Below are 25,350 nucleotides of genomic sequence, written 5' to 3'. Positions count from 1 at the left end.
AGAGAAAGATGGGACTCAACGACCAGTGGATGAAACGAGACCTCGAGGTCTTGTGGCACCCCTGCACCCAGATGAAAGACCACGAGCGGCTGCCGCTGATCCCGATCAAACGCGGCGAAGGCGTGTGGCTGGAGGACTTCGAGGGCAAGCGCTACCTGGACGCGGTCAGCTCCTGGTGGGTCAATGTCTTCGGGCATGCCAACCCGCGCATCAATCAACGCATCAAGGATCAGGTCGATCAGCTGGAACACGTGATCCTGGCCGGTTTCAGCCATCAGCCGGTGATCGAGCTGTCGGAGCGTCTGGTCAAGATGACGCCCGAAGGGCTGACTCGCTGCTTCTACGCCGACAACGGCTCTTCGTGCATCGAAGTCGCGCTGAAGATGAGCTTTCACTACTGGGTCAACCGCGGTCAGCCGAACAAGAAGCGCTTCGTCACCCTGACCAACAGCTACCACGGCGAAACCATCGCCGCGATGTCGGTCGGTGACGTGCCGTTGTTCACCGAGACCTACAAGGCGCTGCTGCTCGATACCCTGAAAGTCCCCAGCCCTGACTGCTACCTGCGGCCCGAAGGGGTGAGCTGGGAAGAACACTCGCGCACCCTCTTCCAGGCCATGGAACAGACCCTGGCCGAGCACCATGAAAGCGTGGCCGCCGTGATCATCGAGCCGTTGATTCAGGGCGCGGGCGGCATGCGCATGTATCACCCGGTGTACCTCAATCTGTTGCGCGAGGCGTGCGACCGCTACGGCGTGCACCTGATCCACGACGAGATCGCCGTGGGCTTCGGTCGCACCGGGACGATGTTCGCCTGCGAGCAGGCCGGCATCCGTCCTGATTTCCTGTGCCTGTCCAAGGCGCTGACCGGTGGCTACCTGCCGCTGGCGGCCTGCGTGACCACCGATGACGTCTACAGCGCGTTCTACGACGATTACCCGACCCTGCGTGCCTTCCTGCATTCGCACAGCTACACCGGCAACCCGCTGGCCTGTGCTGCGGCTCTGGCCACGCTGGACATCTTCGAGCAGGACAACGTCATCGAGAACAACCGCGCCCTGGCCCAGCGCATGGCCACTGCCACCGCGCACCTGGCCGACCATGCCCACGTGGCCGAGGTGCGTCAGACCGGCATGGTCCTGGCCATCGAAATGGTCCAGGACAAGGCCAGCAAGACCGCCTATCCCTGGCAGGAGCGACGCGGACTCAAGGTGTTCAACCACGCCCTGGAACGTGGAGCGTTACTGCGGCCGCTGGGCAGCGTGGTGTATTTCCTGCCGCCCTATGTGATCACGCCGGAGCAGATCGACTTCCTGGCCGAGGTGGCCAGCGAGGGAATCGATATCGCCACGCGCAGCAGCGTGAGCGTGCAGGTGGCCGAAGATTTCCATCCTGGGTTTCGCGATCCGGGTTGAGGGTGTTCAGTGCCTGTACCGGCCTCTTCGCGGGCACAGCCCGCTCCCACAAGGACCGCATGAGCGACCGAAACTTCCTGTGGGAGCGGGGCGAGCGGCGAGCCCTCTGCCCGCGAAGAGGGCAGAATAAACACCACAAAATCATCAGAGACACCCCCCATGCGACTGTCCCGCTTTTTCATCGACGCCCCCCTGAGCCTGGGCGAACACGAACTCCCCGAAGCCCAGGCCCACTACATCGGCCGCGTGCTGCGCATGGCCACCGGCGACAAGGTCCAGCTGTTCGACGGCAGCGGTCAGGAATTCCTGGGCACCTTGCTGGAAGTGGGCAAGAAACGCGTCAGCGTCACCCTCGACGAACAGTTCACCGGCCAACCCGACTCGCCGCTGGCCATCCATCTGGGCCAGGGCTTGTCCCGTGGCGAGCGAATGGATTGGGCGATCCAGAAGGCCACCGAACTGGGCGTGAGCGAGATCACACCGCTGGTGAGCGAACGCTGCGAGGTCCGCCTAAAGGACGAGCGCGCCGACAAGCGCCTGGCCCACTGGCGACAGGTGGCCATCAGCGCCTGCGAGCAATGTGGTCGCTCCAGCGTGCCGGTCATTCATTCGCCGCAGGTGTTGGCCGACTGGGTTGCCGCGAGCAACGCTGAGCTCAAGCTGGTGCTGCACCCTGTCGCAGAGCCGCTGCTCAGCCACACCAAGCCTGCCAGCCTGGCGTTCCTGATCGGGCCCGAAGGTGGCCTCAGCGATGCCGAAGTCGAGCAGGCCAAGGCCGGCGGCTTTCACGCTGCCCGCCTCGGTCCCCGCGTGCTGCGCACCGAAACCGCGCCGGTGGTCGCCCTGGCGGTGGCCCAGCAGCTGTGGGGGGATTTCTAGGCTTCAGAGGACGTAGAAAAAGATCGCGATGAAGTGCAGCACGCTGCCCGCGATCACGAACAGGTGCCAGATACCGTGGGCGTGGCGCAGACGCTTGTCCAGCGCGAAGAAGATGATGCCCACGGTGTACAGCACACCGCCAGCGGCCAACAGGGCGAATCCAGCTGGCCCGAGCAGGTGCAGCAGCGGCTGGACCGCGACCAGCACGATCCAGCCCATCACCGCGTAGATGACGATGGACAGCAGGCGGGCCTCGGAGCGAGGCTTGATCTCCTGCAACATGCCCAGCACCGCCAGCCCCCAGACCACGCCGAACAGGCTCCAGCCCCAGGGCCCGCGCAGGGTCACCAGACAGAACGGCGTATAGCTGCCGGCGATCAGCAGGTAGATCGACAGGTGATCGAGCTTCTGCATGATCGCTTTGCGGCGCCCACGCACGCTGTGGTAGATCGTGGACACGCTGTAGAGCACGATCAGCGTAGCGCCGTAGATGCACACGCTGACGATCTTCCAGGGGTCACCTCCAAACGCCGCCAGAAGCAGCAGCCAGACAGCACCGACCGCCGCTAGCACGGCGCCCACCAGATGGGTCCAGGCGTTCATTCGTTCGCCATGGTACATACACAACTCCTTGCTCCCCGTAGCAGCGGCGCAAGCCGCGTCAGGCCTCAATGCGTTGCGTCAGGCCTACCGCGGCGCCCGCCGACGCGGCTTGCGCCGCTGCTACGGGGGTTGCGGTGACTCAGAATGCGGTTACAGGCACTGCGATTTCCTGTAGCAGCGGCGCGAGCCGCGTCGGCGGGCACCGCGTTGGAATTGGCGCAACGCGGTGACGTTTGATGCGGTTCGCGCCGCAGCTACAGGGTCAGCGGACGACGATGCCTTGCTTGGCCATGAAGGCCTTGGCTTCGGGTACGGTGTATTCGCCGAAGTGGAAGATACTGGCGGCCAGCACCGCGCTCGCGCCGCCCTGGATCACGCCATCGGCCAGGTGCTGCAGGTTGCCCACCCCACCGGAGGCGATCACCGGAATGCCCAGCGCATCGCTGATGGCGCGGGTCACGCCCAGGTCGAAGCCATTCTTCATGCCGTCCTGATCCATGCTGGTCAGCAGGATCTCACCGGCTCCCAGGCCTTCCATCTTCTGCGCCCATTGCACGGCGTCCAGCCCGGTCGGTTTGCGACCACCGTGGGTGAAGATTTCCCAACGCGGCTCTTCGCCCGGCCCGGACACCTTCTTCGCGTCGATGGCCACCACGATGCACTGTGAGCCAAAGCGCGAGGCCGCTTCGCCGACGAACTCGGGGTTGAACACCGCCGCCGTGTTGATCGAGACCTTGTCGGCACCGGCATTGAGCAGGTTACGGATGTCCGCCACCGTGCGCACGCCGCCGCCTACGGTCAGAGGGATGAACACCTGGCTGGCCATGCGCTCCACGGTGTGCAGTGTGGTGTCACGGCCGTCGACACTGGCGGTGATGTCGAGAAAGGTGATCTCGTCGGCGCCCTGCTCGTCGTAGCGCCGGGCGATCTCGACCGGGTCACCGGCGTCGCGGATGTTCTCGAACTTGACGCCCTTGACCACGCGGCCGTTGTCCACGTCCAGGCAAGGGATGATGCGTTTGGCCAGGGCCATGGGGGTTCTCCGATCGGATTGGGAGCAAGGTGCCGGCGGACGCGGCTTGCGCCGCTGCTACAGGGAGCCGGGGCGCGGGCCGCGTTTAGCCATTACGCGTTGTACGAATCGCAAAAAGCCTGGGCCTCGGCGACGTCCAGGGTGCCTTCGTAGATAGCCCGGCCAGTGATGGCACCGATGATGCCCGGGGCCTTGGCGTCCAGCAGGGCACGGATGTCGCCCAGGTTGTGGATACCGCCAGAAGCGATCACCGGGATCCTGGTCGCGGCCGCCAGGGCAGCGGTGAAGGGCACGTTGCAGCCCTGCATCATGCCGTCCTTGGCGATGTCGGTGTAGACGATCGCCGACACGCCGTCGGCCTCGAAGCGCTTGGCCAGGTCGATGACCTGCACCGTACTCACTTCCGCCCAGCCGTCGGTGGCGACGAAGCCGTCCTTGGCGTCCAGGCCGACGATGACCTTGCCGGGGAACGCACGGCAGGCCTCGGCGACGAACTCGGGCTGCTTGACCGCCTTGGTACCGATGATCACGTAGCTCACGCCGGCCTTGACGTAGTGCTCGATGGTTTCCAGCGAACGGATGCCGCCGCCGATCTGGATCGGCAGGTGCGGGTAGCGCTTGGCGATCGCGGTGACCACCTCGCCATTCACTGGCTGGCCTTCGAACGCACCGTTGAGATCGACCAGGTGCAGGCGACGGCAGCCGCCTTCGACCCACTTGGCCGCCATGCTCACCGGATCGTCCGAGAACACCGTGGAATCTTCCATGCGGCCCTGGCGCAGGCGCACGCAGGCACCGTCTTTAAGATCGATAGCGGGGATAATCAGCATCTGCAAAAACCTTCGGGGTCGGTGAACGGCGATGCTCGGAAGTCAGTTCTTCTCGAGCGCCCACAGGTCGCTCTCGATGCTTTCGAACCTCTCGCTGAGGTGCGCCTGCACATCGAAAATCGCCCTGTTGTAATAGTGTGGAGCCATTTCGCGGGTGAACAGCTCGAGCACCTCGAGGGCCTCGAACGAACCCAGGTCCAGGTCGAAGCGGTCGCGCATGAACCGCTTGATCTTGTCGGCCGCTTCGCTTTCCTGCTCCGGCGTCAGGGTCAGAATGGGCGGCTTGCTGGCCTTGGCCATTACCAGCGTCCATCCCAGGCTGCGAAGTTCTGCAGCAGCTGCAGGCCATGGGTATGGCTTTTCTCGGGGTGGAACTGCACGGCGAAACGCGAACCTTCGGCCAGTGCCGCAGCGAAGTCGCGACCGTAATGGCCGCGCCCTACCACCTGGCCCGGCTTGCCGGCCTCGATGTAGTAGCTGTGCACGAAGTAGAAGCGCGCCAGGTCGGGGATGTCGTGCCACAGCGGGTGGTCCACCGCCTGCTGCACTTCGTTCCAGCCCATGTGCGGGACTTTCAGGTGTTCGCCGTCTTCGTGCAGGTCCTTGCCGAAGAAGCGCACCTTGCCGGGAAACACGCCGATGCAGTCGACGCCGGCGTTTTCCTCGCTGTGCTCCATCAGCGCCTGCATGCCGACGCAGATCCCCAGAAACGGCCGGTCCCGACTGACTTCGCGCACCAGCGCATCGAAGCCCAGGCGGCGGATCTCGGCCATGCAATCGCGGATCGCGCCGACACCGGGGAAAACCACGCGGTCGGCTTCGCGAATGACGTTGGCGTCACTGGTGATCAGCACCTTGCCGGCACCCACGTGCTCCAAGGCCTTGGCCACGGAGTGCAGGTTGCCCATGCCATAGTCGATTACCGCGACGGTCTGCATCAGAGCACGCCCTTGGTCGACGGCATCTGACCGGCCATGCGTTCGTCGACGGCGACGGCCATGCGCAGGGCGCGGCCGAAGGCCTTGAACACGGTTTCGATCTGGTGATGGGTGTTGTGCCCACGCAGGTTGTCGATGTGCAGGGAGACATTGGCGTGGTTGACGAAGCCCTGGAAGAATTCCTGGAACAGGTCGACGTCGAAGCCGCCTACGGTGGCGCGGGTATAGGGCACGTGCATCTGCAGGCCGGGGCGGCCGGAGAAGTCGATGACCACGCGCGACAGCGCTTCGTCCAGCGGGACGTAGGCATGGCCGTAGCGAAAGATGCCCTTTTTGTCGCCGATGGCCTTGGCGAACGCCTGGCCCAGGGTGATGCCGACGTCCTCCACGGTGTGGTGGTCGTCGATGTGCAGGTCGCCCTTGCACTCGATGTCCAGGTCGATCAGCCCGTGCCGGGCGATCTGGTCAAGCATGTGCTCAAGAAAAGGAACGCCGATATCGAATCGGGCCTTTCCGGTGCCATCCAGGTTGATCGAGGCTTTGATCTGGGTTTCCAGAGTGTTGCGCTCGACGAACGCGATACGTTCGGCCATCACCAGCTCCGCAAAATCGTTGGGCGAAAAAGGTGATCATTATAGGCACGCGGGCGGGAAACAGGAACAGAAGAGGTTCAGAGGGGGATTGGCGGTGCGGCCTTCGCAGGCAGAGGGCTCAGCCGCCCGCCCCGCTCCCACGTACACCGTGTGGGAGCGGGCTCTGCCCGCGAAGGCCGCACCACCGATTCAAACGTCTACATCAATGAAACAGCACCGCCGTCTTCTGCAGGGTCACCCACACGCCCCACGCCAACGGAATGCCCACGGCCAGCCAGGCCGCGACAGCCAGAGGCTTGGACGCAGGATTGGCCTTCCACTCCAGCACGGTGGTGCCATCGGTGCCCTTGTCATGGCCCAGCGCCTGCTCGGCCTTGAGCTCGGCATCGGTCATGAAGTACTTGTCGGCCACCGGACGTACCAGCGCGTTGCAGATGAAACCCAGCACCAGCAGGCCGGAGAGGATATACAACGTGGTGTCGTACACCGCCGCACGGGCCACGCCGTGGGCCAGCTGGTAGTCACGCAGGTTGGTCACCAGCACCGGGCCCAACACGCCGGCCACGGCCCAGGCGGTCAACAGGCGACCGTGAATGGCGCCGACCATCTGCGTCCCGAACAGGTCGGCCAGGTAGGCCGGCACGGTGGCGAAACCGCCGCCGTACATCGACAACACGATGCAGAACGCCGCCACGAACAGCGCGATGTTGCCCGAATGACCCAGGGTCGGTACCGAGGCATACAGCGCCACGCCCAGGGCGAAGAACACGAAGTAGGTCACCTTGCGGCCGATATAGTCGGAGAACGAAGCCCAGAAGAACCGGCCACCGATGTTGAACAGGCTGAGCAGGCCGGTGAAGCCCGCTGCAATGGCAGCGATCTGCGCCAGTTGCGCCGAGTCCAGCTGGTTGAACGCCAGGTCCACGCCCAGCAGCTTGCCGCCGAACACTTCCTGCAGCAGTGGCGAAGCCATGCCCAGAATGCCGATACCGGCGGAAACGTTGAGGCACAGCACCAGCCAGACCAGTGCGAACTGAGGGGTCTTCCAGGCCACGTTAACGTGCACGTGGCGGTTGGTGATCATGCCCTTGGCCTTCTTCGCCGAAGGAACATAGCCTTCAGGCTTCCAACCGGTCGGTGGGACGCGGTACGACAGCGCGCCGCCGATCATGAAGACGAAGTAGATCGCCGCCATCACCAGGAAGCTTTGCCACACGCCAACGCTGGTAGGGGATGCGAAATGGCCCATCAAGGCAGCGGCCAGAGGGGCGCCAACCATGGCACCGCCGCCGAAGCCCATGATCGCCATGCCGGTGGCCATGCCGCGCTTGTCCGGGAACCACTTGATCAGGGTCGATACGGGGGAAATGTAGCCCAGCCCCAGGCCGATACCGCCGATCACGCCCGAGCCCAACCACATCAGCCAGATCTGGTGGGTGTAGATACCCAACGCGGAAATGACCAGACCACCGCACCAGCACAGAGCCGACACGACACCGGCCTTGCGCGGCCCGGCGTGTTCCAGCCAGCCACCCCAGATGGCTGCCGAGCAGCCCAGGAAAATGAAGAACAGGGTGTAGATCCAGCTCAGCATCGACACCGACCAGTCACAGGACGATGAGAACACTTGGCTGAAAAAACTCAGGTCGGGCGCGCACGCCACTGGTGCGGTGATGCCGATTGCCTTGGACAGCGGCAACCAGAACACCGAGAAACCGTACGCCATGCCGATGCACAAGTGAATGGCCAACGCGGCTGGTGGAACCAGCCAGCGGTTGAAGCCAGGCTTGGCGATGATCCGCTCCTTGGACAGAAATCCTGGCTGGGCACCCACGCCGCCGCCCGAAAGACTACTGCTCATTTCGTAACCCCCGTTGATTTTTGTAGTTCAGCTGTCTGCACACAAATGCGCCCACATCCTTCATGCACGTTGGCGATCGATTGTTTTATCGGCAGCATTTGGCAAATCGCGACATAAAGTCGCAGCGGACAGTCGAAGGCGAGAAGATTACCACCAGATGTAACCAATGGAAGCAAACTGCTATCCCTTTATTTCAATGATCTGCCGGATGGTTGGCAAAACCTTCCGAACGGTCCCGAGGATTTCCTCCGGATCGCCGAAACCTGCGCGCCAAAGCGCTCGCGACGCCCTCGCAAGGCAGCGGCGAACGCCCGATGCAACGGCACCGACAGACCGCCCACATCACCAGACGCACAACGTTATACTCTCCCGCTAACTTCCAAATTTCGGACTAAAGGACTCGCCCATGAAAGCGTTCGGCAAAATCCTCGGCCTGTGCATTCTCGGTCTGTTGTTGATTCTGGTGGCCCTGGGTTTCGCCCTCACCCACCTCTTCGACCCCAACGACTACAAGGACGAGATTCGCCAACTGGCACGGGACAGGGCTCACGTCGAGCTGACCCTCAACGGGGACATCGGCTGGAGCCTGTTCCCATGGCTGGGTCTGGAACTGCACGACGCCAGCGTGGCCACGCTCGCCAACCCCAAGACGCCTTTCGCCGACCTGCAGATGCTCGGCCTTTCGGTGCGCGTGCTGCCGCTACTGCGCAAGGAAGTGCAGATGAGCGACGTGCGGGTCGAGGGCTTGAACCTGTCCCTGGAGCGTGACGCCAACGGCCACGGCAACTGGGAAGACATCGGCAAGCCCCTGCCCACCACCACGGCAGACCCCAACGACCCGAACGCCCCGGCAGTCACCGAACCCGGCAAGCCCCAGGCACCGTCGCGCCCGGTCAAGCTGGACATCGACAGCCTCACCGTGAACAACGCCCGCGTGCAGTACCACGACGCGCGCACCGGCCGCATGTACACCGCCGAGAGCATCCAGCTCAGCACCGGCGCTGTGCACGAAGGCGCCGACATCCCGCTGAAACTGACCGCGTTCCTGGGCACCAACCAGCCCGTGGTGCGGGCCCGTACCGAACTGGCCGGCGAGCTTCGCTTCGACCGCGTGCTCAAGCGCTACCAGCTCGAGGACATGCGCCTGAGCGGTGAGGCCTCGGGCGATCCGCTGCAAGGCAAGACGGTCACCTTCAGCGCCCAGGGGCAGTTGCTGCTGGACCAGTCCGCCAACATCGCCGAATGGACCGGCCTCAAGCTGGCCGCCAACCAGATGCGTGCGCTGGGCGAACTGCGCGTGCGCAATCTGGACAGCGAGCCTCAGCTCACCGGCGGCCTGTCGATTGCCGAGCTAGATCTGCGTGCCTTCTTCGACAGCATCGGCCAACCGCTGCCAGCGATGGCCCCGGGCAGCCTCGGCAAGTTCGAACTGGTTAGCCGGCTGCAGGGCACCCGCGACAGCCTGGGCCTGGAAGACCTGACGCTGAAACTGGACGAGAGCACCTTCACCGGCCGCATCGCCGTGGAAGATTTCGCCCGCCAGGCACTGCGCCTGCAGCTCAAGGGCGACACCTTCAACGCCGACCGCTACCTGCCGGCCAAGACCGAAAAGGCCGCCAACGCCAGCGCGGCTCGCCAGGCCGAGGTGCAGAACAGCGAAGCGGCCGCCGTGGCATCCGGTGAATCGCCGCTGCCCGACGCGCCAACCCGCGGCGCCTGGAGCGACGATCGCCTGCTGCCCGTCGAGCGCCTGCGAGCTCTGGACGTACAAGCCGACCTCGCCATCGGCCAACTGACCCTCAAGGGCCTGCCGGTGCGCAACGCCACCCTCAAGGCCCAGGGCCAGGGCGGCATGCTGACCTTGCAAACCCTGGCCGGTGGCCTCTACAACGGCACCTTCACCACCCAGGGCACCCTGGACGTGCGTCCGGAAACGCCGCTGCTGGCGTTGCAGACGCGCATCGACAAGGTGCCTGTGGAAAACTTCATCAAATCGCAGAACGCCAACCCGCCGGTCAGGGGCCTGTTGAACCTCAACAGCAACCTGAGCGGCTCGGGCAACAGCCAGAAAGCGCTGGTCGAATCGCTCAACGGCACCGCCAGCTTCGTCCTCAACGACGGCGTACTGGTCAACGCCAACCTGGAGCAGCAGATCTGCCGCGGCATCTCGGTGCTCAACCGCAAGACCCTCAACGGCGAACCGCGTGGCAAGGACACACCGTTCAAGGAGCTCAAGGGCAGCCTGGTGTTCCGCAATGGCGTGGCCAGCAACCAGGACCTGCTCGTGCGTATTCCCGGCCTGACCGTCAAAGGCGACGGCGACGTCGATCTGCGCGTACTGGGCATGGACTACCGCGTGGGCGTGGTGGTGGAAGGCGAACAGGGCACCAGCGCCGATCCGGCCTGCCAGGTGGGCGAGCGTTTCGTCGGCGTGGAACTGCCGCTACGCTGCCGTGGCCCGCTGGAGATGGGCGCCAAGGCCTGCCGCATCGACCGTGACGGCCTGGGCCAGGTGGCTGCCAAGCTGGCCGGCGACCGTATTCGCGACAAGATCGACGAGAAGCTCGAAGAAAAACTGGGCGACAAGGTCGACCCCAAACTCAAAGACGCGTTGCGAGGTCTGTTCAACCGATGAGTCCCGAGCAGTTTTCCAGCGCCGTGCTGGAATGGTACGACCGCAACGGCCGGCATGATTTGCCGTGGCAGCAGGACATCAACCCGTATCGGGTGTGGGTCTCGGAAATCATGCTGCAGCAAACCCAGGTCAGCACGGTGCTGAACTACTTCGATCGCTTCATGGCAGCGCTGCCCACCGTGCAGGCGCTGGCCGAGGCGCCGGAAGACGAAGTGCTGCACCTGTGGACCGGGCTGGGCTACTACACCCGCGCCCGCAACCTGCAGAAAACCGCCAGGATCGTGATGGCCGAGCACGGCGGCGAGTTTCCCCGCGACGTGGAGAAACTGTTCGAACTGCCCGGCATCGGCCTGTCCACGGCCGGGGCGATCGCCAGCATCAGCATGGGCCTGCGCGCGCCGATCCTCGACGGCAACGTCAAGCGCGTGCTCGCCCGCTACACGGCGCAGGAAGGCTATCCAGGCGAGCCCAAGGTGGCCAAGGCGCTGTGGACCACCGCCGAGCGCCTGACCCCGCAGACTCGAGTGAACCACTACACCCAGGCGATGATGGACCTGGGCGCTACCCTGTGCACCCGCAGCAAGCCCAGCTGCCTGCTCTGCCCACTGGAAAAAAGCTGTGAAGCGCACATGCTCGGCCTGGAAATCCGCTACCCGGTGCCCAAGCCGCGCAAGGCCGTTCCGCAACGCGCAACGTTGATGCCTCTGCTCGCCAACCGCGAAGGCGCCATCCTGCTTTACCGCAGGCCTTCCAGCGGCCTGTGGGGCGGCCTGTGGAGCCTTCCCCAGCTCGACGACCTGAACGACCTCGACCACCTCGCCGACCAGCACGCGCTGCATCTGCTCGGCCGGCGCCAGCTACCCGCCCTGACTCACACCTTCAGCCATTTCCAGCTGGCCATCGACCCGTGGCTGGTGCAGGTCGAGCAGACCGCCCACCACGTGGCCGAGGCCGACTGGCTCTGGTATAACCTCGCCACACCGCCGCGCCTGGGCCTGGCAGCCCCGGTGAAGAAGCTGCTGCAACACGCAGCCGACGCCTTGAACGCAGGAGATCTGTAATGACCCGCACCGTAATGTGCCGCAAGTACAAAGAAGAACTGCCCGGCCTTGAGCGCCCGCCCTACCCCGGCGCCAAGGGCGAGGACATCTATAACCATGTCTCCCAGCAAGCCTGGGGCGACTGGCAGAAACACCAGACGCTGCTGATCAACGAGCGCCGCCTGAACATGATGAACGCCGAAGACCGCAAATTCCTGCAGGGCGAGATGGACAAGTACCTGTCCGGCGACGAATACGCCAAGGCCGACGGCTACGTGCCACCCGCCGAATAACCCAGCAAAATCGTAAGCGACGGTATTAATTAAAATTTTTTTCGACATCACGCTTGACGACCCGTCGAAAAACCAGTTTAATGCGCCCCGTTGCCCAGATAGCTCAGTCGGTAGAGCAGGGGATTGAAAATCCCCGTGTCGGCGGTTCGATTCCGTCTCTGGGCACCACCTTTCGTTTTCAGGTGGTGCATGCAGTACCTGAAAACACACAGAGAGCCCGCCTAGTGCGGGCTTTTTGTTGTCTGGCGTTTCACACCTTGTGAAAGCCCGTGGGCATGCGAATGGATCAAGTTCGGTCCTCGGATCCACTCACAGGCCCAGCGCGCCCTCCCTGGCCGGGCTGGGTGGCTTACCAGCGAAACGCCACGGTCCCCAGCACCGTTCGCTCCTCACCCCAATAGCAGCGACCCGCGTTGTTGCAGCCCGACACGTATTCTTTGTCGAACAGGTTCTTCGCGTTCACGTCCACCGACCAATGCTCGTTGATGTCATACCCCACCAAGGCGTCCACCAGCGTCACATCGCCAGTTTTCAGCTTGCCGTACAGCGTCGGCGCTGTGTAGGCAAAGGTGTTGTCGAAGTGGCGCACGCCGCCGCCCAGGCGTAGACCGCTCAGCGCGCCATCCAGGAAGCGGTACGTCGCCCAGGTCGACGCCTGGTTGCGTGGAATGCCCGTCAGTTGATGGTCTTCGAACAATGAGCCTGGCGCATCTTTGGTCACCCGCGCGTCCGTGTAGGTGTACGACGCAACCAGACTGAGATTGGGCGTCACGTCACTGTTGACCTCAAGCTCCAGGCCTTGGGACTTGCTCTCGCCCACTTGCCGGCTGAAGCCGCTGCTGCCTGCGACCACGTCGCGTGATTTGGTCAGGTCGAAAACAGCCGCACTGAAGGTCGTGTTCCACCCTTTGGGCTCGAACTTCACACCCACTTCATACTGCTTGCTGAGAATCGGATCGAGCAGATCGCCGTTGGGCTGGGACGATTGCTGTACGGGGGTGAATGCCGTGGAATAGCTGACATAGGGCGAGATGCCGTTTTCGAACTGGTACATCAAACCCGTCTGCCAGCTGAACCGATGATCCCAGCCATCCAGGTCCGTGGCCGATATTGCTGCGCTGCCTGGACGCGCCGCGCTGGCACGGTTGCGGTATTCGCTCTGCACCCAGTCCTGGCGCCCGCCCAACAGGAAGATCCAGTTGTCATACTTGCTTTGCAATTGGCCATACGCGCCGTACATGTGCTGATCGAGCTGGGAGTTCTGCACGTATTGCGAGGCGTTCGGTTGCACCGCCGAGAACACCGGGTTGAACACGTTGTAAGTACCGCCCAAGCCTGCGTTCCAATCCTGGTTGAACGAGGTGCGATCGTAACTTGCGCCGAGCAGCACTGTGTTATCCAACGCCCCCGAAGTGAAGTGGCCTTCGAACTGGTTATCCACTGAATAGGTGATCGATTTGTTGTCACGATCATAAGCCGTGCTGCTCAACGTACTGCCGAAGCCGGCCCGGTTCAGATTGTTTGGCCAGGTTTCATGACGATTCAAGCGCGATTCCATGTAGCGCGAGTTCTGACGGAACTGCCAGACGTCGTTGATCTGATGGCTGAACTCATAACCCAAGGTCCAGGTTTCGCGCTCGAAATCGTCCCAGTTCGGATTGCCGTTGAACTGGTCCTTGCCGATCTTGCCATTGACGTTATTGAGCAGCGTTCCTGCTGCCGGATAGCCCAACAGCAACTTGGTGCGGTCGCGCTGGTAAGTCGACAGCAAGGTCAGTGCGGTGTCTTCGCTGAAGTTGAACGTCATCGACGGCGCGATGTAGAGGCGGTCATCCGGCACCGAATCAACTTGCGTATCGGCATTTCGGCCCAGCATCACCAGCCGGCCCAGAACACGGTTGTCGTCCATCAACGGACCCGAAACATCGAGTCCGAGTTGGCGGCGATTGTTGCTGCCATAGGTAAACTTGGCCTCGCCCTGCGCGGTTTCGGTCGGCTTTTTACTGATCAGATTGACCAGTCCGCCCGGCGCGTTTTCCCCGTAAAGAATCGAGCTTGGGCCTCGAAAGACTTCGGTACGCTCCAGCCCATAGGGCTCGGTGGTGGTGTCGTAACGGTTGCCTTGCAGGCGCAAACCATCTTTCAGCAAACCATAGCCATAGTCCGTGGCGTTGTAGCCGCGGATGGAAAACAGATCACCGGCCAAACCATCGCCCACGGCGAAAGGCGGCGCGAAGATTCCCGGCACGTAGCCAAGAATATCGGTGAGCGACTGAGAACCTTGGTCCTGGATACGTTGGCGCGTGACCACCGAGACAGAACGTGGAGTCTCGGACAAAGGCGTACTGGTTTTGGTGCCCGCCGTGCTGTTCTGTACTTGATAACCCGTGCTCTGCTGGCTTTCCGGTGCTTGTTCGGTAATGACCAGGTTCTGCAACTGTAGAACTGCATCTTTGGTTGCAGGTGTGGCAGGCGCCTGGTCAGCAGCGGCAATGCCCTGCCAACTGAGTGTGGCAACGAGTAAAGCCACAGAATTCGCGCTGGAATTAATCTTGTTATTGCGAGCCATCTACCATCCTCTCCCCTGAAGATCCTGCGAAGACCAGCCGTTTTTTTGTGTCGACATATCTCAAAAAGCGGGAGAATCTAGCATGGAGTGATTCGCATTTCCATTTAAGTCGTTTTGGGTTTGAAGATTCTCGTGGCCTCGTTGAGCCAGTTCGGGAATGGCTTGGGTGACTCACACATGTTGTTACCTATCGCAGGACTGGTTACCGTACGCTCGCGTCTTGATGGGCTATCTTTATTCGCTTCACGTCCCACCTCTCGAAAGTCACCGAGAGTCCCCTCGATCAACGGATTGATCGGCAGCAAGAACAAGGAGTCACCATGCGCTTTGATGGCACGTTCGAAGAACTCAAGATAAAGCTCGAAAGCATTCTGCCCGCTGGCGAATGGCGGGTAATCAACGAAAACCAGCATCAGTTCAAGACCCGCAGCAAAGGCATTCTCAACTGGTACCCGTCTACTGGCACCCTGCACTTTCAAGGCAAACCCCACGCGGCGTCGAAGCTCCAGGAAATGGTCGAGCCTTTGCTCAATAGCCATTACGGAGCGCAGCACACGCAACCTGACGATGCAGCGCTAATGCTGGCAGAGCTTTCCCAGGAACCTGCATCGGACACATCCTATTTCATCGACGATACCTATTCCGATTCCGAGCTCATCATCGGGCTGGTCGGGACGATCGGAACCGACCTTCCAGAGGTGTCGAAGCTGATCGGCGACCGGCTCAAGATTTTCGGCTACGAAACCTGCACCATCAAAGTCTCTACGGATGTCATTGCCAGCATCGGCTCCCCTGCCGACACCACCCATCAGTACGACCGCATCAGCAGCTTCATGGAAGAAGGGAACCGGCTGCGCGGGAAGAGCAAGGACAACGCCATACTGGCATTGGGCGCGGCGGTGCAAATCAACAAGCTGCGAAGCGAGTCGGCCCCCATGCGTCGCCGGGCGTTCATCATCAACTCATTGAAAAGCCCTGCGGAAGTCGAGCGTCTGCGCAAGATCTATTCGGATGGCTTTTTTCTGGTCGGCGTCCACGCCGATCTGACACGACGCCATGAGTATCTGGTGAAGGACCTGTCCATGACGGAGGAACAGGCATCGCGCCTGATCGAGCGTGATGCGGACGAGCGCGACGAACATGGTCAGCACACCCGCAACACCTACCATCTCTCCGACTTCTTCATTGACTACAATGGCAACTCCGACTCGTTGAAGAAACAGACGTGGCGTATTCTCGACCTGCTTTTCGGTCGCCCCTACATCACCCCGACGTTCGACGAGTACGCGATGTTCATGGCGTTTTCCGCCTCGTTGAGGTCTGCCGACCTCTCGCGTCAGGTAGGGGCAGTCCTGACCAAGCACCGCTGCATTATCGCCACCGGGGCCAATGATGTTCCCAAGGCCCACGGAGGCCTTTACTGGCCCGAAAAGGATCCAGACACCCACGGCATCGTAGATGCGCCTGACGGGCGTGATTACATGCGCGGTCAAGACTCCAATGCCATCCAGAAAAGGCTGATCATCGACGATATCCTTGCGGTGGTTCCCCAGGAGTATCACCAGGAACTCGCGCCATTGATCAGAAGGAGCAAGATCAAGGACATCACCGAATATGGCCGGGTGGTGCATGCCGAAATGGAGGCCTTGCTGTCGAGCGCCCGCTCGGGTGTGAACTGCTCGGGCAGCGACTTGTACTGCACGACTTTCCCCTGTCACAACTGCGCCAAGCACATTGTGGCTGCAGGTATCAAACGGGTGGTCTACGTAGAACCCTACCCCAAGAGCAAGGCTCTGGAATTTCACTCCGACGCCATCTCGCTCGGGAACAACCCGGACAATGTCGTATTCGAACCTTTCATCGGGGTTGGCCCGCGGAGCTTTTTCAACCTATTCTCGACGAATCTCGGCAGCGGCTACCCGGTGGCACGCAAGAACGACGACGGCGAAATCGTCGAGTGGAAAGAAGAAAGTGCAAAGCTCAGGACCCAGATGCTTCCGTGCTCTTACATGGATCGTGAAGCAGCAGCAGCGAATCTGCTGTCTACCTACATAGAGGGAACCTAAATGACGACCAAGAAGCAGGAATTTCTAAACCACGTATCCATGTGTCGACAAGCTGTCGCTCGCTGGCCAAGTTGGAAGCAGGATATCTTCAAGCCTCCGGCAGGCCCGAAGAACAGCGACATGGCGCAAAAAGAACACAGTTTGCGAGGACCGTCAGGGCAGTGACCTGTCCATCCTGAAACGACAAAGGCCGCTGTCATCACTGACAGCGGCCTTTGCATTCCAACGGTCCAATCGATCAGCGGCTCAGCGCTACTCGCGCATTACCGGCCTTGCGGCGGCTGGAGACGATCAGGCCAGCGACGACGACGGCAATAGCCAGGCCGCCCGTGGCGAGGATTTCCACGCGGTGGTCTTCGCGCAGCGCCATGGTGGTCAGTACCGCAACGATGAACAGGATGACCAGATAGGTGAGGCCGGGGAACAGCCACATCTTGAAGTCGATCTTCTCACCGGCGATCTCGCGCTTGCGGCGCATGCGCAGTTGCGACACGGCGATCACCAGGTACACCAGCAACGCGATGGCGCCGGAAGTGGCGAGCAGGAAATCGAACACGGCGGCTGGCGCGACGTAGTTGGCGATCACCGCCACGAAGGCCGCGGCGGTGGACATCAGCACGGCTACCGATGGGGTGCCCGACTTCGAGGTTTTCTGTGCGGCAGCCGGCGCATCGCCACGCTTGCTCAGGGAGAACAGCATGCGCGAAGCGGTGTACAGCGCCGAGTTCAGGCAGCTGGTTACGGCGACCAGTACCACGATGTCGACGATCAGCTTGGCGTTGGGAATACCGATCAGCTCCAGCACGGTCTGGTAGGAACCCAGCTCGGCCAGGCGCGGGTCGTTCCATGGCACCAGGGCCACCACCAGAAAGATCGATACGAGGTAGAACAGGAATATCCGCCAGATCACCGAGTTGGTGGCCTTGGAGATCTGCTGACCGGGGTTCTTCGATTCGGCGGCGGCGATGGTGACGATTTCGGTGCCCATGAACGAGAACATGGTGGTCAACATGGCAGCGACGACGGCGCCCAGCCCGTTGGGCATGAAGCCCATGGTGTCGGTGAGGTGGCTGACACCGCTGACCTGGCTGTTGGGCATGAAGCCGAACACCGCGCCCAGGCCCACGACGATGAAGGCGATGATCGCCAGCACCTTGATCAGCGCGAACCAGAACTCGAATTCACCGTAGTTCTTCACGCTGAACAGGTTGGTTACCGTCAGCACCAGGGTGATCACTAACGCGAACACCCAATGCGCAACGTCGGGAATCCACGCGTGCAGAATCGAGGCGGCGGCGTTGGCTTCCAGCGGGATTACCAGCACCCAGAACCACCAGTACAGCCAGCCGATGGAGAAACCGGCCCAATGGCCGATGGCGCGGTCGGCGTAGGTGGAAAACGAACCGGTGTCAGGCGAGGCAACGGCCATTTCACCCAACATGCGCATGACCAGTACCACCAGGCTACCGGCAGCAGCATAGGCCAGTAGCACGGCAGGGCCGGCAGCAGCGATGGCGTGGCCGGAACCTACGAACAGGCCGGCACCGATCACACCGGCGATCGACAGCATAGTTACATGACGCGGCTTGAGTCCCTGAGCGAGACCTGTGGAATTCTGCGTACTCATAAAACTACCTTTGCGAAAAATAGCGTTCTGTCCGGCGGTGATCGCGAGCCTTGTGCAAAGTCCGCTACACCCCGTTCCATATCTTTTACGCAAAAATTGCGCCAAATTGTACCAAGGTATATCCTGCCGCCCTGATTCGGACCTCTCGACCGATCATGGCAAGGGATTGAATCCGTTGAGGTTTGCCCTTGTGGCTCCTGCGCATTACCGAACTACTCAGCCTGGGTCGTTATGCCGCACCAAAAAACGACGCCGGTAACACCCTCGCACAAAAACAGTGCAACCTAAAGGCGCAACTTTTGCGCGGACAATGCACGACTCAGGTGCTACTTCGTGCCACCTGCCTCTCATCGCGCCGTTGAACATCCCCTGCATTCGCGCTTTCCTCGTTCCGGCAAAACTGGCAACATCGCGCCTTTTTACCGCGCCCTGCCCGTCCGAAGTCCTGACCACAGTGCCCTTGCACCGTGCATCAGGCACTCGAGAACCCAGCTGCACGTTCAGTCCCGCCATCCGCGCTATGCTAGCTGTGCGCCTGGCTGTTCATGTCGACGATGGCAGGCCGCACACGCCTATATGAGGACCGCACATGGCTCAGGCCACGCCCGCTCTGGAAATCCGTAACCTGCACAAGCGCTACGGTGCACTGGACGTGCTCAAAGGCATATCGCTGGCCGCCAACGACGGTGCAGTGATCTCCATCCTCGGTTCATCCGGTTCCGGCAAGTCGACCCTGCTGCGCTGCATCAACCTGCTGGAAAACCCCCATCAGGGCGAAATCCTGGTGGCCGGTGAAGCGCTCAAGCTCAAGGCCGCACGCAACGGCGAACTGATTGCCGCCGACAATCGCCAGATCAACCGGCTGCGCAGCCAGATCGGTTTTGTGTTTCAAAATTTCAACCTGTGGCCGCACATGAGCGTGCTCGACAACATCATCGAAGCGCCGCGCCGTGTGCTCGGCCAGAGCCGCACCGAAGCGGTCGAGGTGGCCGAGGCGCTGCTGGAAAAGGTCGGTATTGCCGACAAGCGCCACGCCTATCCCAACGAGCTTTCCGGCGGTCAGCAACAACGTGCGGCGATTGCCCGCACCCTGGCCATGCAGCCCAAGGTTATCCTGTTCGACGAGCCGACCTCGGCGCTGGATCCGGAAATGGTCCAGGAGGTGCTCTCGGTTATTCGCAACCTGGCCGAAGAAGGCCGTACCATGCTGCTGGTGACACACGAGATGGGCTTCGCCCGGCAAGTCTCCAGCGAAGTGGTGTTTCTGCATCAAGGTCTGGTGGAAGAGCAGGGTACGCCCGAGCAAGTATTCGACAACCCCTTGTCGGCGCGCTGCAGGCAGTTCATGTCCAGCAACCGCTAACGGAGCAATAACAATATGAACATCAAGAAACTCTTTCTGGCGGTTGCCGCCACACTGCTGGTCAACGGCGCGGCCATGGCGGCCGAAAAACTGCGCATGGGCGTGGAGGCGGCCTACCCACCGTTCAACAGCAAGGACACCAGCGGCCAGGTCGTGGGCTTCGACGTCGACATCGGCAAGGCCCTGTGCGCGAAGATGGAAGTGGAATGTGAAGTGGTCACCTCCGACTGGGACGGCATCATCCCCGCGCTGCAGTCGCAGAAGTTCGACTTCCTGGTGTCGTCCATGTCGATCACCCCCGAGCGCTCGGCAGTGGTGGACTTCACCAACCCCTACTACAGCAACAAGCTGCAGTTCATCGCCAAGAAGGGTGTGGATTTCCCCATCGACCGCGAAAGCCTGGAGAACAAATCCATCGGTGCCCAGCGCGCGACCTTGTCCGGCACCTGGCTGGAAGACAAGTACGGTATCGAGGCTCAGCTCTATGACACCTCCGAAAACGCCTTCCTGGACCTGAGCAGCGGCCGCCTCGATGCCATCCTGGCCGACAAGTACGCCAGCTACGACTGGCTGAAAAGCAAGGCCGGCCAAGACTTCGAGTTCAAGGGCGATGCGGTCGAGGAAAGCGACAAGATCGGCATTGCCGTCCGCAAGGGCGACGCCCTGCGCGAGAAGCTGAACGCGGCACTGCAGGAAATCATCGCTGACGGCACCTACAAGAAGATCAACGACAAGTACTTCCCTTTCAGCATTCTCTGACAGCCCGGCAGGCGTCGACCTACAAGGCCGACGTCTGCCCCTGAACAAGCCTGCCCATGAACATCGATCTCTATGGCTTCGGCCCTGCGCTTGCCGCAGGCGCGCTGATGACCGTCAAACTGGCCCTCAGCGCCCTGTGCCTGGGGCTGCTGCTGGGCCTCGCCGGGGCTCTGGCGAAAACCTCGCGCAACCGCCCCCTGCAGTGGCTCGGCGGGTTCTACTCGACACTGGTACGCGGCATCCCCGAACTGCTATGGGTGTTGCTGATCTACTTCGGCACCGTCAACGGGCTGCGCAGCTTCGGCCTGGCGCTGGGCGTCGGCAGCCTGGAGCTCAGCCCTTTCGCCGCTGGCGTGATTGCGCTGGGCCTGTGCTTCGGCGCCTACGCCACCGAAGTGTTCCGAGGCGCCATCCTGGCCATTCCCAAAGGCCATCGCGAAGCCGGCCTGGCCCTGGGCCTGAGCACGTCGCGCATCTTCATCCGCCTGGTGCTGCCGCAGATGTGGCGCATCGCCCTGCCGGGGCTGGGTAATCTGTTTCTGATTCTGATGAAGGACACCGCGCTGGTGTCCGTCATCAGCCTGGAAGAAATCATGCGCAACGCGCAGAACGCCGTCACCGTCAGCAAACAGCCGTTCACCTTCTATATGGTCGCCGCCCTGATGTACCTGAGCCTCACCGTGGTCGCCATGGTTGCCCTGCACTTCATGGAGAAACGCGCCGCGCGCGGCTTCGCGAGGGCCTCGCAATGAACTGGGAAGTGATCATCAAGTGGCTGCCGCGCCTCATGCAAGGCGCCACCCTGACCCTGGAACTGGTCGCCATCGCGGTGCTGGCCGGACTTATCCTGGCCATCCCGCTGGGCATCGCCCGCACCTCGAAGAAGTGGTACATCAGCGGGCTGCCCTACGCCTACATCTTCTTCTTTCGCGGTACGCCGCTGCTGGTGCAGCTGTTCCTGGTGTACTACGGGCTGGCACAGTTCGACGCAGTGCGCGAAAGCAGCCTATGGCCCTACCTGCGCAGCCCGTTCTGGTGCGCCGCCGGGACCATGACCCTGCACACTGCCGCCTACATCGCAGAAATCCTGCGCGGCGCCCTGCAAGCCATTCCCAAGGGCGAGATCGAAGCCGCCCGCGCCCTCGGCATGTCTCGCAGCAAGGCGCTGGTGCACATCATGCTGCCACGCGCCGCCCGCATCGGCCTGCCGGCCTACAGCAACGAAGTGATCCTGATGCTCAAGGCCAGCTCGCTGGCCAGCACCGTCACCCTGCTGGAACTCACCGGCATGGCCCGCACGATCATTGCCCGCACCTACCTGCCGGTGGAAATCTTCTTCGCCGCCGGCATGTTCTACCTGGCCATGTCGTTCGTGCTGGTGCAGGCCTTCAAACTGCTCGAGCGCTGGCTGCGCGTGGACGCGTGTCAGGGCCGCTGACCCTGCAAGGCGACCAGCTGCGTGAGCGCTTTCACGCACTGGACGCCTTTTTGGCCGCGCACGTCGATCTCTGGCGACCCAAGCCTTTCACTCAACTGACCTTGCCTTGGGAAGCGCAATATCCCGAGCTCGCCACCTGGCTGCGCGCCCGCACCCTGGCCGACGCCGAGGCTGTGCATAACTCGCTGCTCGACCTGAACGCCCCGGCGCCCTTTCCTGCGTTGGCCCGGCAGGCACATGCGCTCAGCGCAGTGGGCCCGCTGCCGACCACTGACGTGCCCGCCGCCCGCCACCGACTCAACGTCGACGTGCCCGGCCGCAAATGGCAACAGATCGAAGCCTTCGCCGCTGCCCTGCCCTTCGCCGATTCCACCAGCCACTGGCTGGACTGGTGCGCCGGCAAAGGCCACCTCGGCCGCCGCCTGCTGCGCGATGGCCAACGCCTCACCTGCCTGGAATACGACCCCGCACTGGTCGCCAGCGGCGCCCAACTCAGCAGCCATCACGCATTGCCCGCCCACCACCAGCTGCAAACCGTCATGGCCGACGACCTGCGCCTGCAAGCCTGCATCACCCCCGTCGCCCTGCACGCCTGCGGCGACCTGCACGTCCAGCTCATGCGCCGCGCCGCCCAAGCAGGCTGCCAGCACCTGGCCTTCGCACCCTGCTGCTACAACCGCACCCACGGCGCCTATCGCCAACTGTGCAGCGAACCCTCCGCCCTTTCCCTGACCCTCGAAGACCTCGGCCTGCCCCTGGAAGCCACCGTCACCGCCGGCGCCCGCGTGCGCCGCCAGCGCGACCAGTCCATGGCCCGCCGCCTGGCCTTCGACCTGCTGCAGCGCGAGCAACGCGGCACCGACCACTACCTACCCTGCCCCTCCCTGCCCGCCGCCTGGCTGGACAAACCCTTCGCCGACTACTGCCGCGACTTGGCCGCACTGCAGAGCGTACCCATAGCCCATGGTGTGGACTTCGACAACCTCGAAGCGCGCGGCTGGCAACGACTGGCTCAAGTCCGCAACCTCGAACTCCTGCGCGGCCTGTTCCGCAAGCCCCTGGAGCTGTGGCTGGTGCTCGACCGCGCCTTGTACCTGCAAGAGCGCCAGTACACCGCGCAGGTCGGCACCTTCTGCCCGGAAACCCTGACGCCCCGCAATCTGATGATCATCGCCGAACGCACCTGAAGCCTGCACAACCTGTGGATAACTCTGTGGGTAGAAGTGTGACGCGACGCATCGGTGCTGCACCGGAACGCCAGAATGCAGACTGGTCATTTTTCGGTCATGTCCGATTCGCCAGCGAAAACAGTAGCTTGCGAACGATGTCATCAAAACGACCTAATCGGCGAACGGTCGACCGGGTTGGCACGCCGAATGTGCATAAGCACTGACGCATTAAGAGCTAAAGACGAAGAAATTATGCCGCAGGGGGGTTTACTCGGGCGATCGAATGGCTATAATCAGCGCCCTCACTTGCCGGTATAGCTCAGATGGTAGAGCAACTGACTTGTAATCAGTAGGTCCCGGGTTCGATTCCTGGTGCCGGCACCATAGTTTGACGAGAAAGGCTCACCGCAAGGTGGGCCTTTTTTGTTTGTGGTTTTTGTGGGTGTCCGCCCCATACGCAACCCCCGTAGGAGCGGCCGGTGGCCGCGAAGACGTCGGTTCAGTCACCGCCGTCCAAAGGGCCTATCAAATATCCCCCTGCCCCCCCGCACGCAAACGCCGCGCAGAATTTCGGCCACTATGGCTTTACATGTTTGTGCGCCCTAGCCAACCGCGCTTTGCAAGGTGGAACAAATTCGATCTCAAGCGCGGCATCTAAGAAATCCCCGACACCGGCCCAGCGCTAGACGCCATACCCTTTTCCACACTCGGTACAAAATGGCGGAGACGTTCACCTTGTACCCTCATCACCACAAGCGGTGACCTTGCTGGAGCAGATCCACAAGAGAACCGGCAAATTCGACCTAGTGTTTGCCGGAGATGCCAAACCGTGGAAACCGTTGTCCGAGAACACGGTGAACGCTGCCTTGAGGACGATGGGCTACGACACCAAGTGGACATCTGCGGCCACGGCTTTCGCACCATGGCGTGTAGCGCGCTGATCGAGTCCGGCTTGTGGTAGGAGACAGCCATCGAACGGCAGATGAGTCACAAGAAACGCAACAACGTACGGGCCGCTCATACCCACAAGGCCGAGTTCCTCGAAGAGCGCCGGATGATCATGACCTGGCGGAGCCGGTTTCTGGAGGCGAACCGCGAGGACCATGTGACGCCGCACGAGTTTGCCAAGCAGACTGGCGAGAACGTCACCCGCCTGCGCAGTGCCGAGAGGACCGCGTAACCCGCCGCACCGCCACCTCAAACTCGCGGTGAAGTTACCCACAGCACCCCATGAAGCTCCTCCGCACGGGTCCTTTCAAACGGGGCTGCAAAGCCGCCCAGTTTGAAAGGACCTTTCCTAAAAAAAGCTGCTGGCACAGCGCACGTCTGTGGAAAACCGCTGATCTCCACCGGGGGATAGTTTTATCCACAGGCACTAAATCCCTGAAATCTCTTGGCTTGACGAATATTGTCCACAGGCGTAAACCGGGAGTTGCAAGCGCTGTCGATGAAAGCCCCCCAAGTGACCCGAACATTAAAGGTCACGCCGCTCCCGCGGTGGTTCTGCCCAATGGCGATTCGCATCTCGCAGCTCGCCCGGTCACTACTTATGTGATGGATGCTTTTACACGTATTGCGCTCGTGCGCCAGATACACCTTACCTCGCTGCCCTGCAGCAACCTATCCGCTTGGCCGAATATTGCGCCAGCCTGTGCCCGTCTCTTTCTTCTGGAAAGAGACGGGCACTTCTACCACTGCTGCAGCCCTGATCGCACAAGGGTTTGCGGCATTCCCCCTCGTGACAATCGGCGTGACAAACGCCGATGTCACCAGCAACAGCCTTGTAGATGATGGCGCCGCAGACCAGGGAATGGACTGCACCTGACTGACAGTCAGGCACGCCCTGGTCATCGCATTGCTGCGTTCACCCGGCTCAGGATTTTCAGGCGCTGGTTTAGTCAGCCAGCACTGCCTCCACCCGCCCACCGGTAACGGTGCTCAGGAGGCCAGATCATGAGATGCCCTTGCTCCCGGTTGTAAGGAGCCGCCGGTCCCGCATAGAGGAAATTCCCCACAGGTCGCAGGGGCCTTGATCCCTGATAACACTCAGCATTCTTGGCGGGATGACGTGGGGACGATAGCTAGGTTAGGGGCGGGAAGTTCTGATGAACACATCGATATCTGAGCGAAGATACCCAGATGCACATGTTCCCTGATGATACGGGGACCTTACGGAGGATCAGAACAATCAGAAATTAGGGCAGGGCATCCAATCAGTATAGTGTGTGCGGTTACCCGC

20 protein-coding genes, 2 tRNA genes and 1 pseudogene are annotated in these 25,350 nt (G+C 61.9%); 14 read left to right on the top strand and 9 right to left on the bottom strand.

Annotation, left to right across the window (positions count from 1 at the left end; translation table 11 throughout):
* Nucleotides 1–8 precede the first annotated feature (8 nt).
* Complete coding sequence (locus AC788_RS16480) at nucleotides 9–1,415, top strand: adenosylmethionine--8-amino-7-oxononanoate transaminase (protein ID WP_049861652.1); 1,407 nt, start codon at nucleotides 9–11, stop codon at nucleotides 1,413–1,415.
* A 159-nt stretch (nucleotides 1,416–1,574) separates the two neighbouring features.
* Complete coding sequence (locus AC788_RS16475) at nucleotides 1,575–2,294, top strand: 16S rRNA (uracil(1498)-N(3))-methyltransferase (RefSeq protein ID WP_049861651.1); 720 nt, start codon at nucleotides 1,575–1,577, stop codon at nucleotides 2,292–2,294.
* Nucleotides 2,295–2,297: 3 nt separating this feature from the next.
* On the opposite strand, the gene trhA is transcribed toward AC788_RS16475, so the two are convergent.
* From trhA to AC788_RS16440, 7 genes are all read right to left on the bottom strand, one after another.
* Nucleotides 2,298–2,915, bottom strand: a complete 618-nt coding sequence (gene trhA / locus AC788_RS16470; protein ID WP_049861650.1) for a PAQR family membrane homeostasis protein TrhA — start codon at nucleotides 2,913–2,915, stop codon at nucleotides 2,298–2,300.
* A 244-nt stretch (nucleotides 2,916–3,159) separates the two neighbouring features.
* Complete coding sequence (hisF, locus tag AC788_RS16465; protein WP_043191638.1) at nucleotides 3,160–3,930, bottom strand: imidazole glycerol phosphate synthase subunit HisF; 771 nt, start codon at nucleotides 3,928–3,930, stop codon at nucleotides 3,160–3,162.
* A 92-nt stretch (nucleotides 3,931–4,022) separates the two neighbouring features.
* The gene (hisA, locus tag AC788_RS16460) at nucleotides 4,023–4,760 is read right to left on the bottom strand and encodes a 1-(5-phosphoribosyl)-5-[(5-phosphoribosylamino)methylideneamino]imidazole-4-carboxamide isomerase (RefSeq protein WP_049861649.1); all 738 of its coding nucleotides are present in this window, start codon (nucleotides 4,758–4,760) and stop codon (nucleotides 4,023–4,025) included.
* Nucleotides 4,761–4,802: 42 nt separating this feature from the next.
* Nucleotides 4,803–5,060 carry a DUF2164 domain-containing protein gene (locus AC788_RS16455; protein ID WP_049861648.1) on the bottom strand — a complete coding sequence of 86 codons (258 nt, stop codon included), beginning with the start codon at nucleotides 5,058–5,060 and terminating at the stop codon, nucleotides 4,803–4,805.
* Nucleotides 5,060–5,698 (bottom strand): imidazole glycerol phosphate synthase subunit HisH, encoded by a 639-nt coding sequence (gene hisH / locus AC788_RS16450; RefSeq protein WP_049861647.1) that lies wholly within the window; start codon nucleotides 5,696–5,698, stop codon nucleotides 5,060–5,062. Before hisH ends, AC788_RS16455 begins: the two co-directional genes overlap by 1 nt.
* Nucleotides 5,698–6,291, bottom strand: coding sequence for an imidazoleglycerol-phosphate dehydratase HisB (gene hisB, locus AC788_RS16445; RefSeq protein ID WP_043191647.1), 594 nt, complete (start codon nucleotides 6,289–6,291; stop codon nucleotides 5,698–5,700). The genes hisH and hisB overlap by 1 nt, the downstream gene beginning before the upstream one ends.
* A 202-nt stretch (nucleotides 6,292–6,493) precedes the next feature.
* On the bottom strand, nucleotides 6,494–8,152 hold the full coding sequence (locus AC788_RS16440; protein ID WP_049861646.1) for an OFA family MFS transporter: 1,659 nt from the start codon (nucleotides 8,150–8,152) through the stop codon (nucleotides 6,494–6,496).
* 406 nt (nucleotides 8,153–8,558) lie between these two features.
* On the opposite strand from AC788_RS16440, the gene AC788_RS16435 reads away from it, so the two are divergent.
* The 4 genes from AC788_RS16435 to AC788_RS16420 all read left to right on the top strand — a co-directional run bounded on the left by AC788_RS16435 (nucleotide 8,559) and on the right by AC788_RS16420 (nucleotide 12,288).
* Nucleotides 8,559–10,787 (top strand): AsmA family protein, encoded by a 2,229-nt coding sequence (locus tag AC788_RS16435; protein WP_049861645.1) that lies wholly within the window; start codon nucleotides 8,559–8,561, stop codon nucleotides 10,785–10,787.
* Nucleotides 10,784–11,848: an A/G-specific adenine glycosylase gene (gene mutY / locus AC788_RS16430; RefSeq protein ID WP_049861644.1), complete on the top strand. Its 1,065-nt coding sequence runs from the start codon at nucleotides 10,784–10,786 to the stop codon at nucleotides 11,846–11,848. The genes AC788_RS16435 and mutY overlap by 4 nt, the downstream gene beginning before the upstream one ends.
* Nucleotides 11,848–12,120, top strand: a complete 273-nt coding sequence (locus AC788_RS16425) for an oxidative damage protection protein (protein ID WP_049861643.1) — start codon at nucleotides 11,848–11,850, stop codon at nucleotides 12,118–12,120. Before mutY ends, AC788_RS16425 begins: the two co-directional genes overlap by 1 nt.
* A 92-nt stretch (nucleotides 12,121–12,212) precedes the next feature.
* Nucleotides 12,213–12,288 (top strand) — tRNA-Phe (locus AC788_RS16420).
* A 181-nt stretch (nucleotides 12,289–12,469) separates the two neighbouring features.
* Here the strand turns inward: AC788_RS16420 and AC788_RS16415 are convergent.
* A complete protein-coding gene (locus AC788_RS16415; protein WP_082223696.1) occupies nucleotides 12,470–14,689 on the bottom strand; it encodes a TonB-dependent siderophore receptor in 2,220 nt (739 codons plus the stop codon).
* 320 nt (nucleotides 14,690–15,009) lie between these two features.
* Here AC788_RS16415 and AC788_RS16410 point away from each other — a divergent pair, with 320 nt between their 5' ends.
* Nucleotides 15,010–16,755 (top strand): anti-phage dCTP deaminase, encoded by a 1,746-nt coding sequence (locus AC788_RS16410; protein ID WP_082223695.1) that lies wholly within the window; start codon nucleotides 15,010–15,012, stop codon nucleotides 16,753–16,755.
* A gap of 238 nt (nucleotides 16,756–16,993) precedes the next feature.
* On the opposite strand, the gene gabP is transcribed toward AC788_RS16410, so the two are convergent.
* Nucleotides 16,994–18,382, bottom strand: a complete 1,389-nt coding sequence (gene gabP / locus AC788_RS16405) for a GABA permease (protein ID WP_049861641.1) — start codon at nucleotides 18,380–18,382, stop codon at nucleotides 16,994–16,996.
* Nucleotides 18,383–18,971: 589 nt separating this feature from the next.
* Between gabP and AC788_RS16400 the strand changes: the two genes are divergently transcribed.
* From AC788_RS16400 to AC788_RS21870, 7 genes and pseudogenes are all read left to right on the top strand, one after another.
* Nucleotides 18,972–19,745, top strand: a complete 774-nt coding sequence (locus tag AC788_RS16400; RefSeq protein WP_049861640.1) for an ABC transporter ATP-binding protein — start codon at nucleotides 18,972–18,974, stop codon at nucleotides 19,743–19,745.
* 15 nt (nucleotides 19,746–19,760) lie between these two features.
* The gene (locus AC788_RS16395) at nucleotides 19,761–20,504 is read left to right on the top strand and encodes an ABC transporter substrate-binding protein (RefSeq protein ID WP_049861639.1); all 744 of its coding nucleotides are present in this window, start codon (nucleotides 19,761–19,763) and stop codon (nucleotides 20,502–20,504) included.
* A gap of 56 nt (nucleotides 20,505–20,560) precedes the next feature.
* Nucleotides 20,561–21,256 (top strand): ABC transporter permease, encoded by a 696-nt coding sequence (locus AC788_RS16390; RefSeq protein ID WP_049861638.1) that lies wholly within the window; start codon nucleotides 20,561–20,563, stop codon nucleotides 21,254–21,256.
* Nucleotides 21,253–21,942 (top strand): ABC transporter permease, encoded by a 690-nt coding sequence (locus AC788_RS16385; RefSeq protein ID WP_049861637.1) that lies wholly within the window; start codon nucleotides 21,253–21,255, stop codon nucleotides 21,940–21,942. The genes AC788_RS16390 and AC788_RS16385 overlap by 4 nt, the downstream gene beginning before the upstream one ends.
* Nucleotides 21,927–23,129, top strand: a complete 1,203-nt coding sequence (locus AC788_RS16380; protein WP_049861636.1) for a methyltransferase — start codon at nucleotides 21,927–21,929, stop codon at nucleotides 23,127–23,129. Before AC788_RS16385 ends, AC788_RS16380 begins: the two co-directional genes overlap by 16 nt.
* Before the next feature lie 290 nt (nucleotides 23,130–23,419).
* Nucleotides 23,420–23,495: transfer RNA gene (locus AC788_RS16375), tRNA-Thr, on the top strand.
* A gap of 193 nt (nucleotides 23,496–23,688) precedes the next feature.
* Nucleotides 23,689–24,291: pseudogene (locus AC788_RS21870) on the top strand (tyrosine-type recombinase/integrase); the annotation flags it as partial.
* Between the last annotated feature and the right edge of the window lie 1,059 nt (nucleotides 24,292–25,350).

The organism is Pseudomonas sp. RIT-PI-a (assembly GCF_001187875.1).
GTDB lineage: Bacteria > Pseudomonadota > Gammaproteobacteria > Pseudomonadales > Pseudomonadaceae > Aquipseudomonas > Aquipseudomonas coleopterorum.
This window is presented reverse-complemented; position numbering and strand designations above follow the sequence as displayed.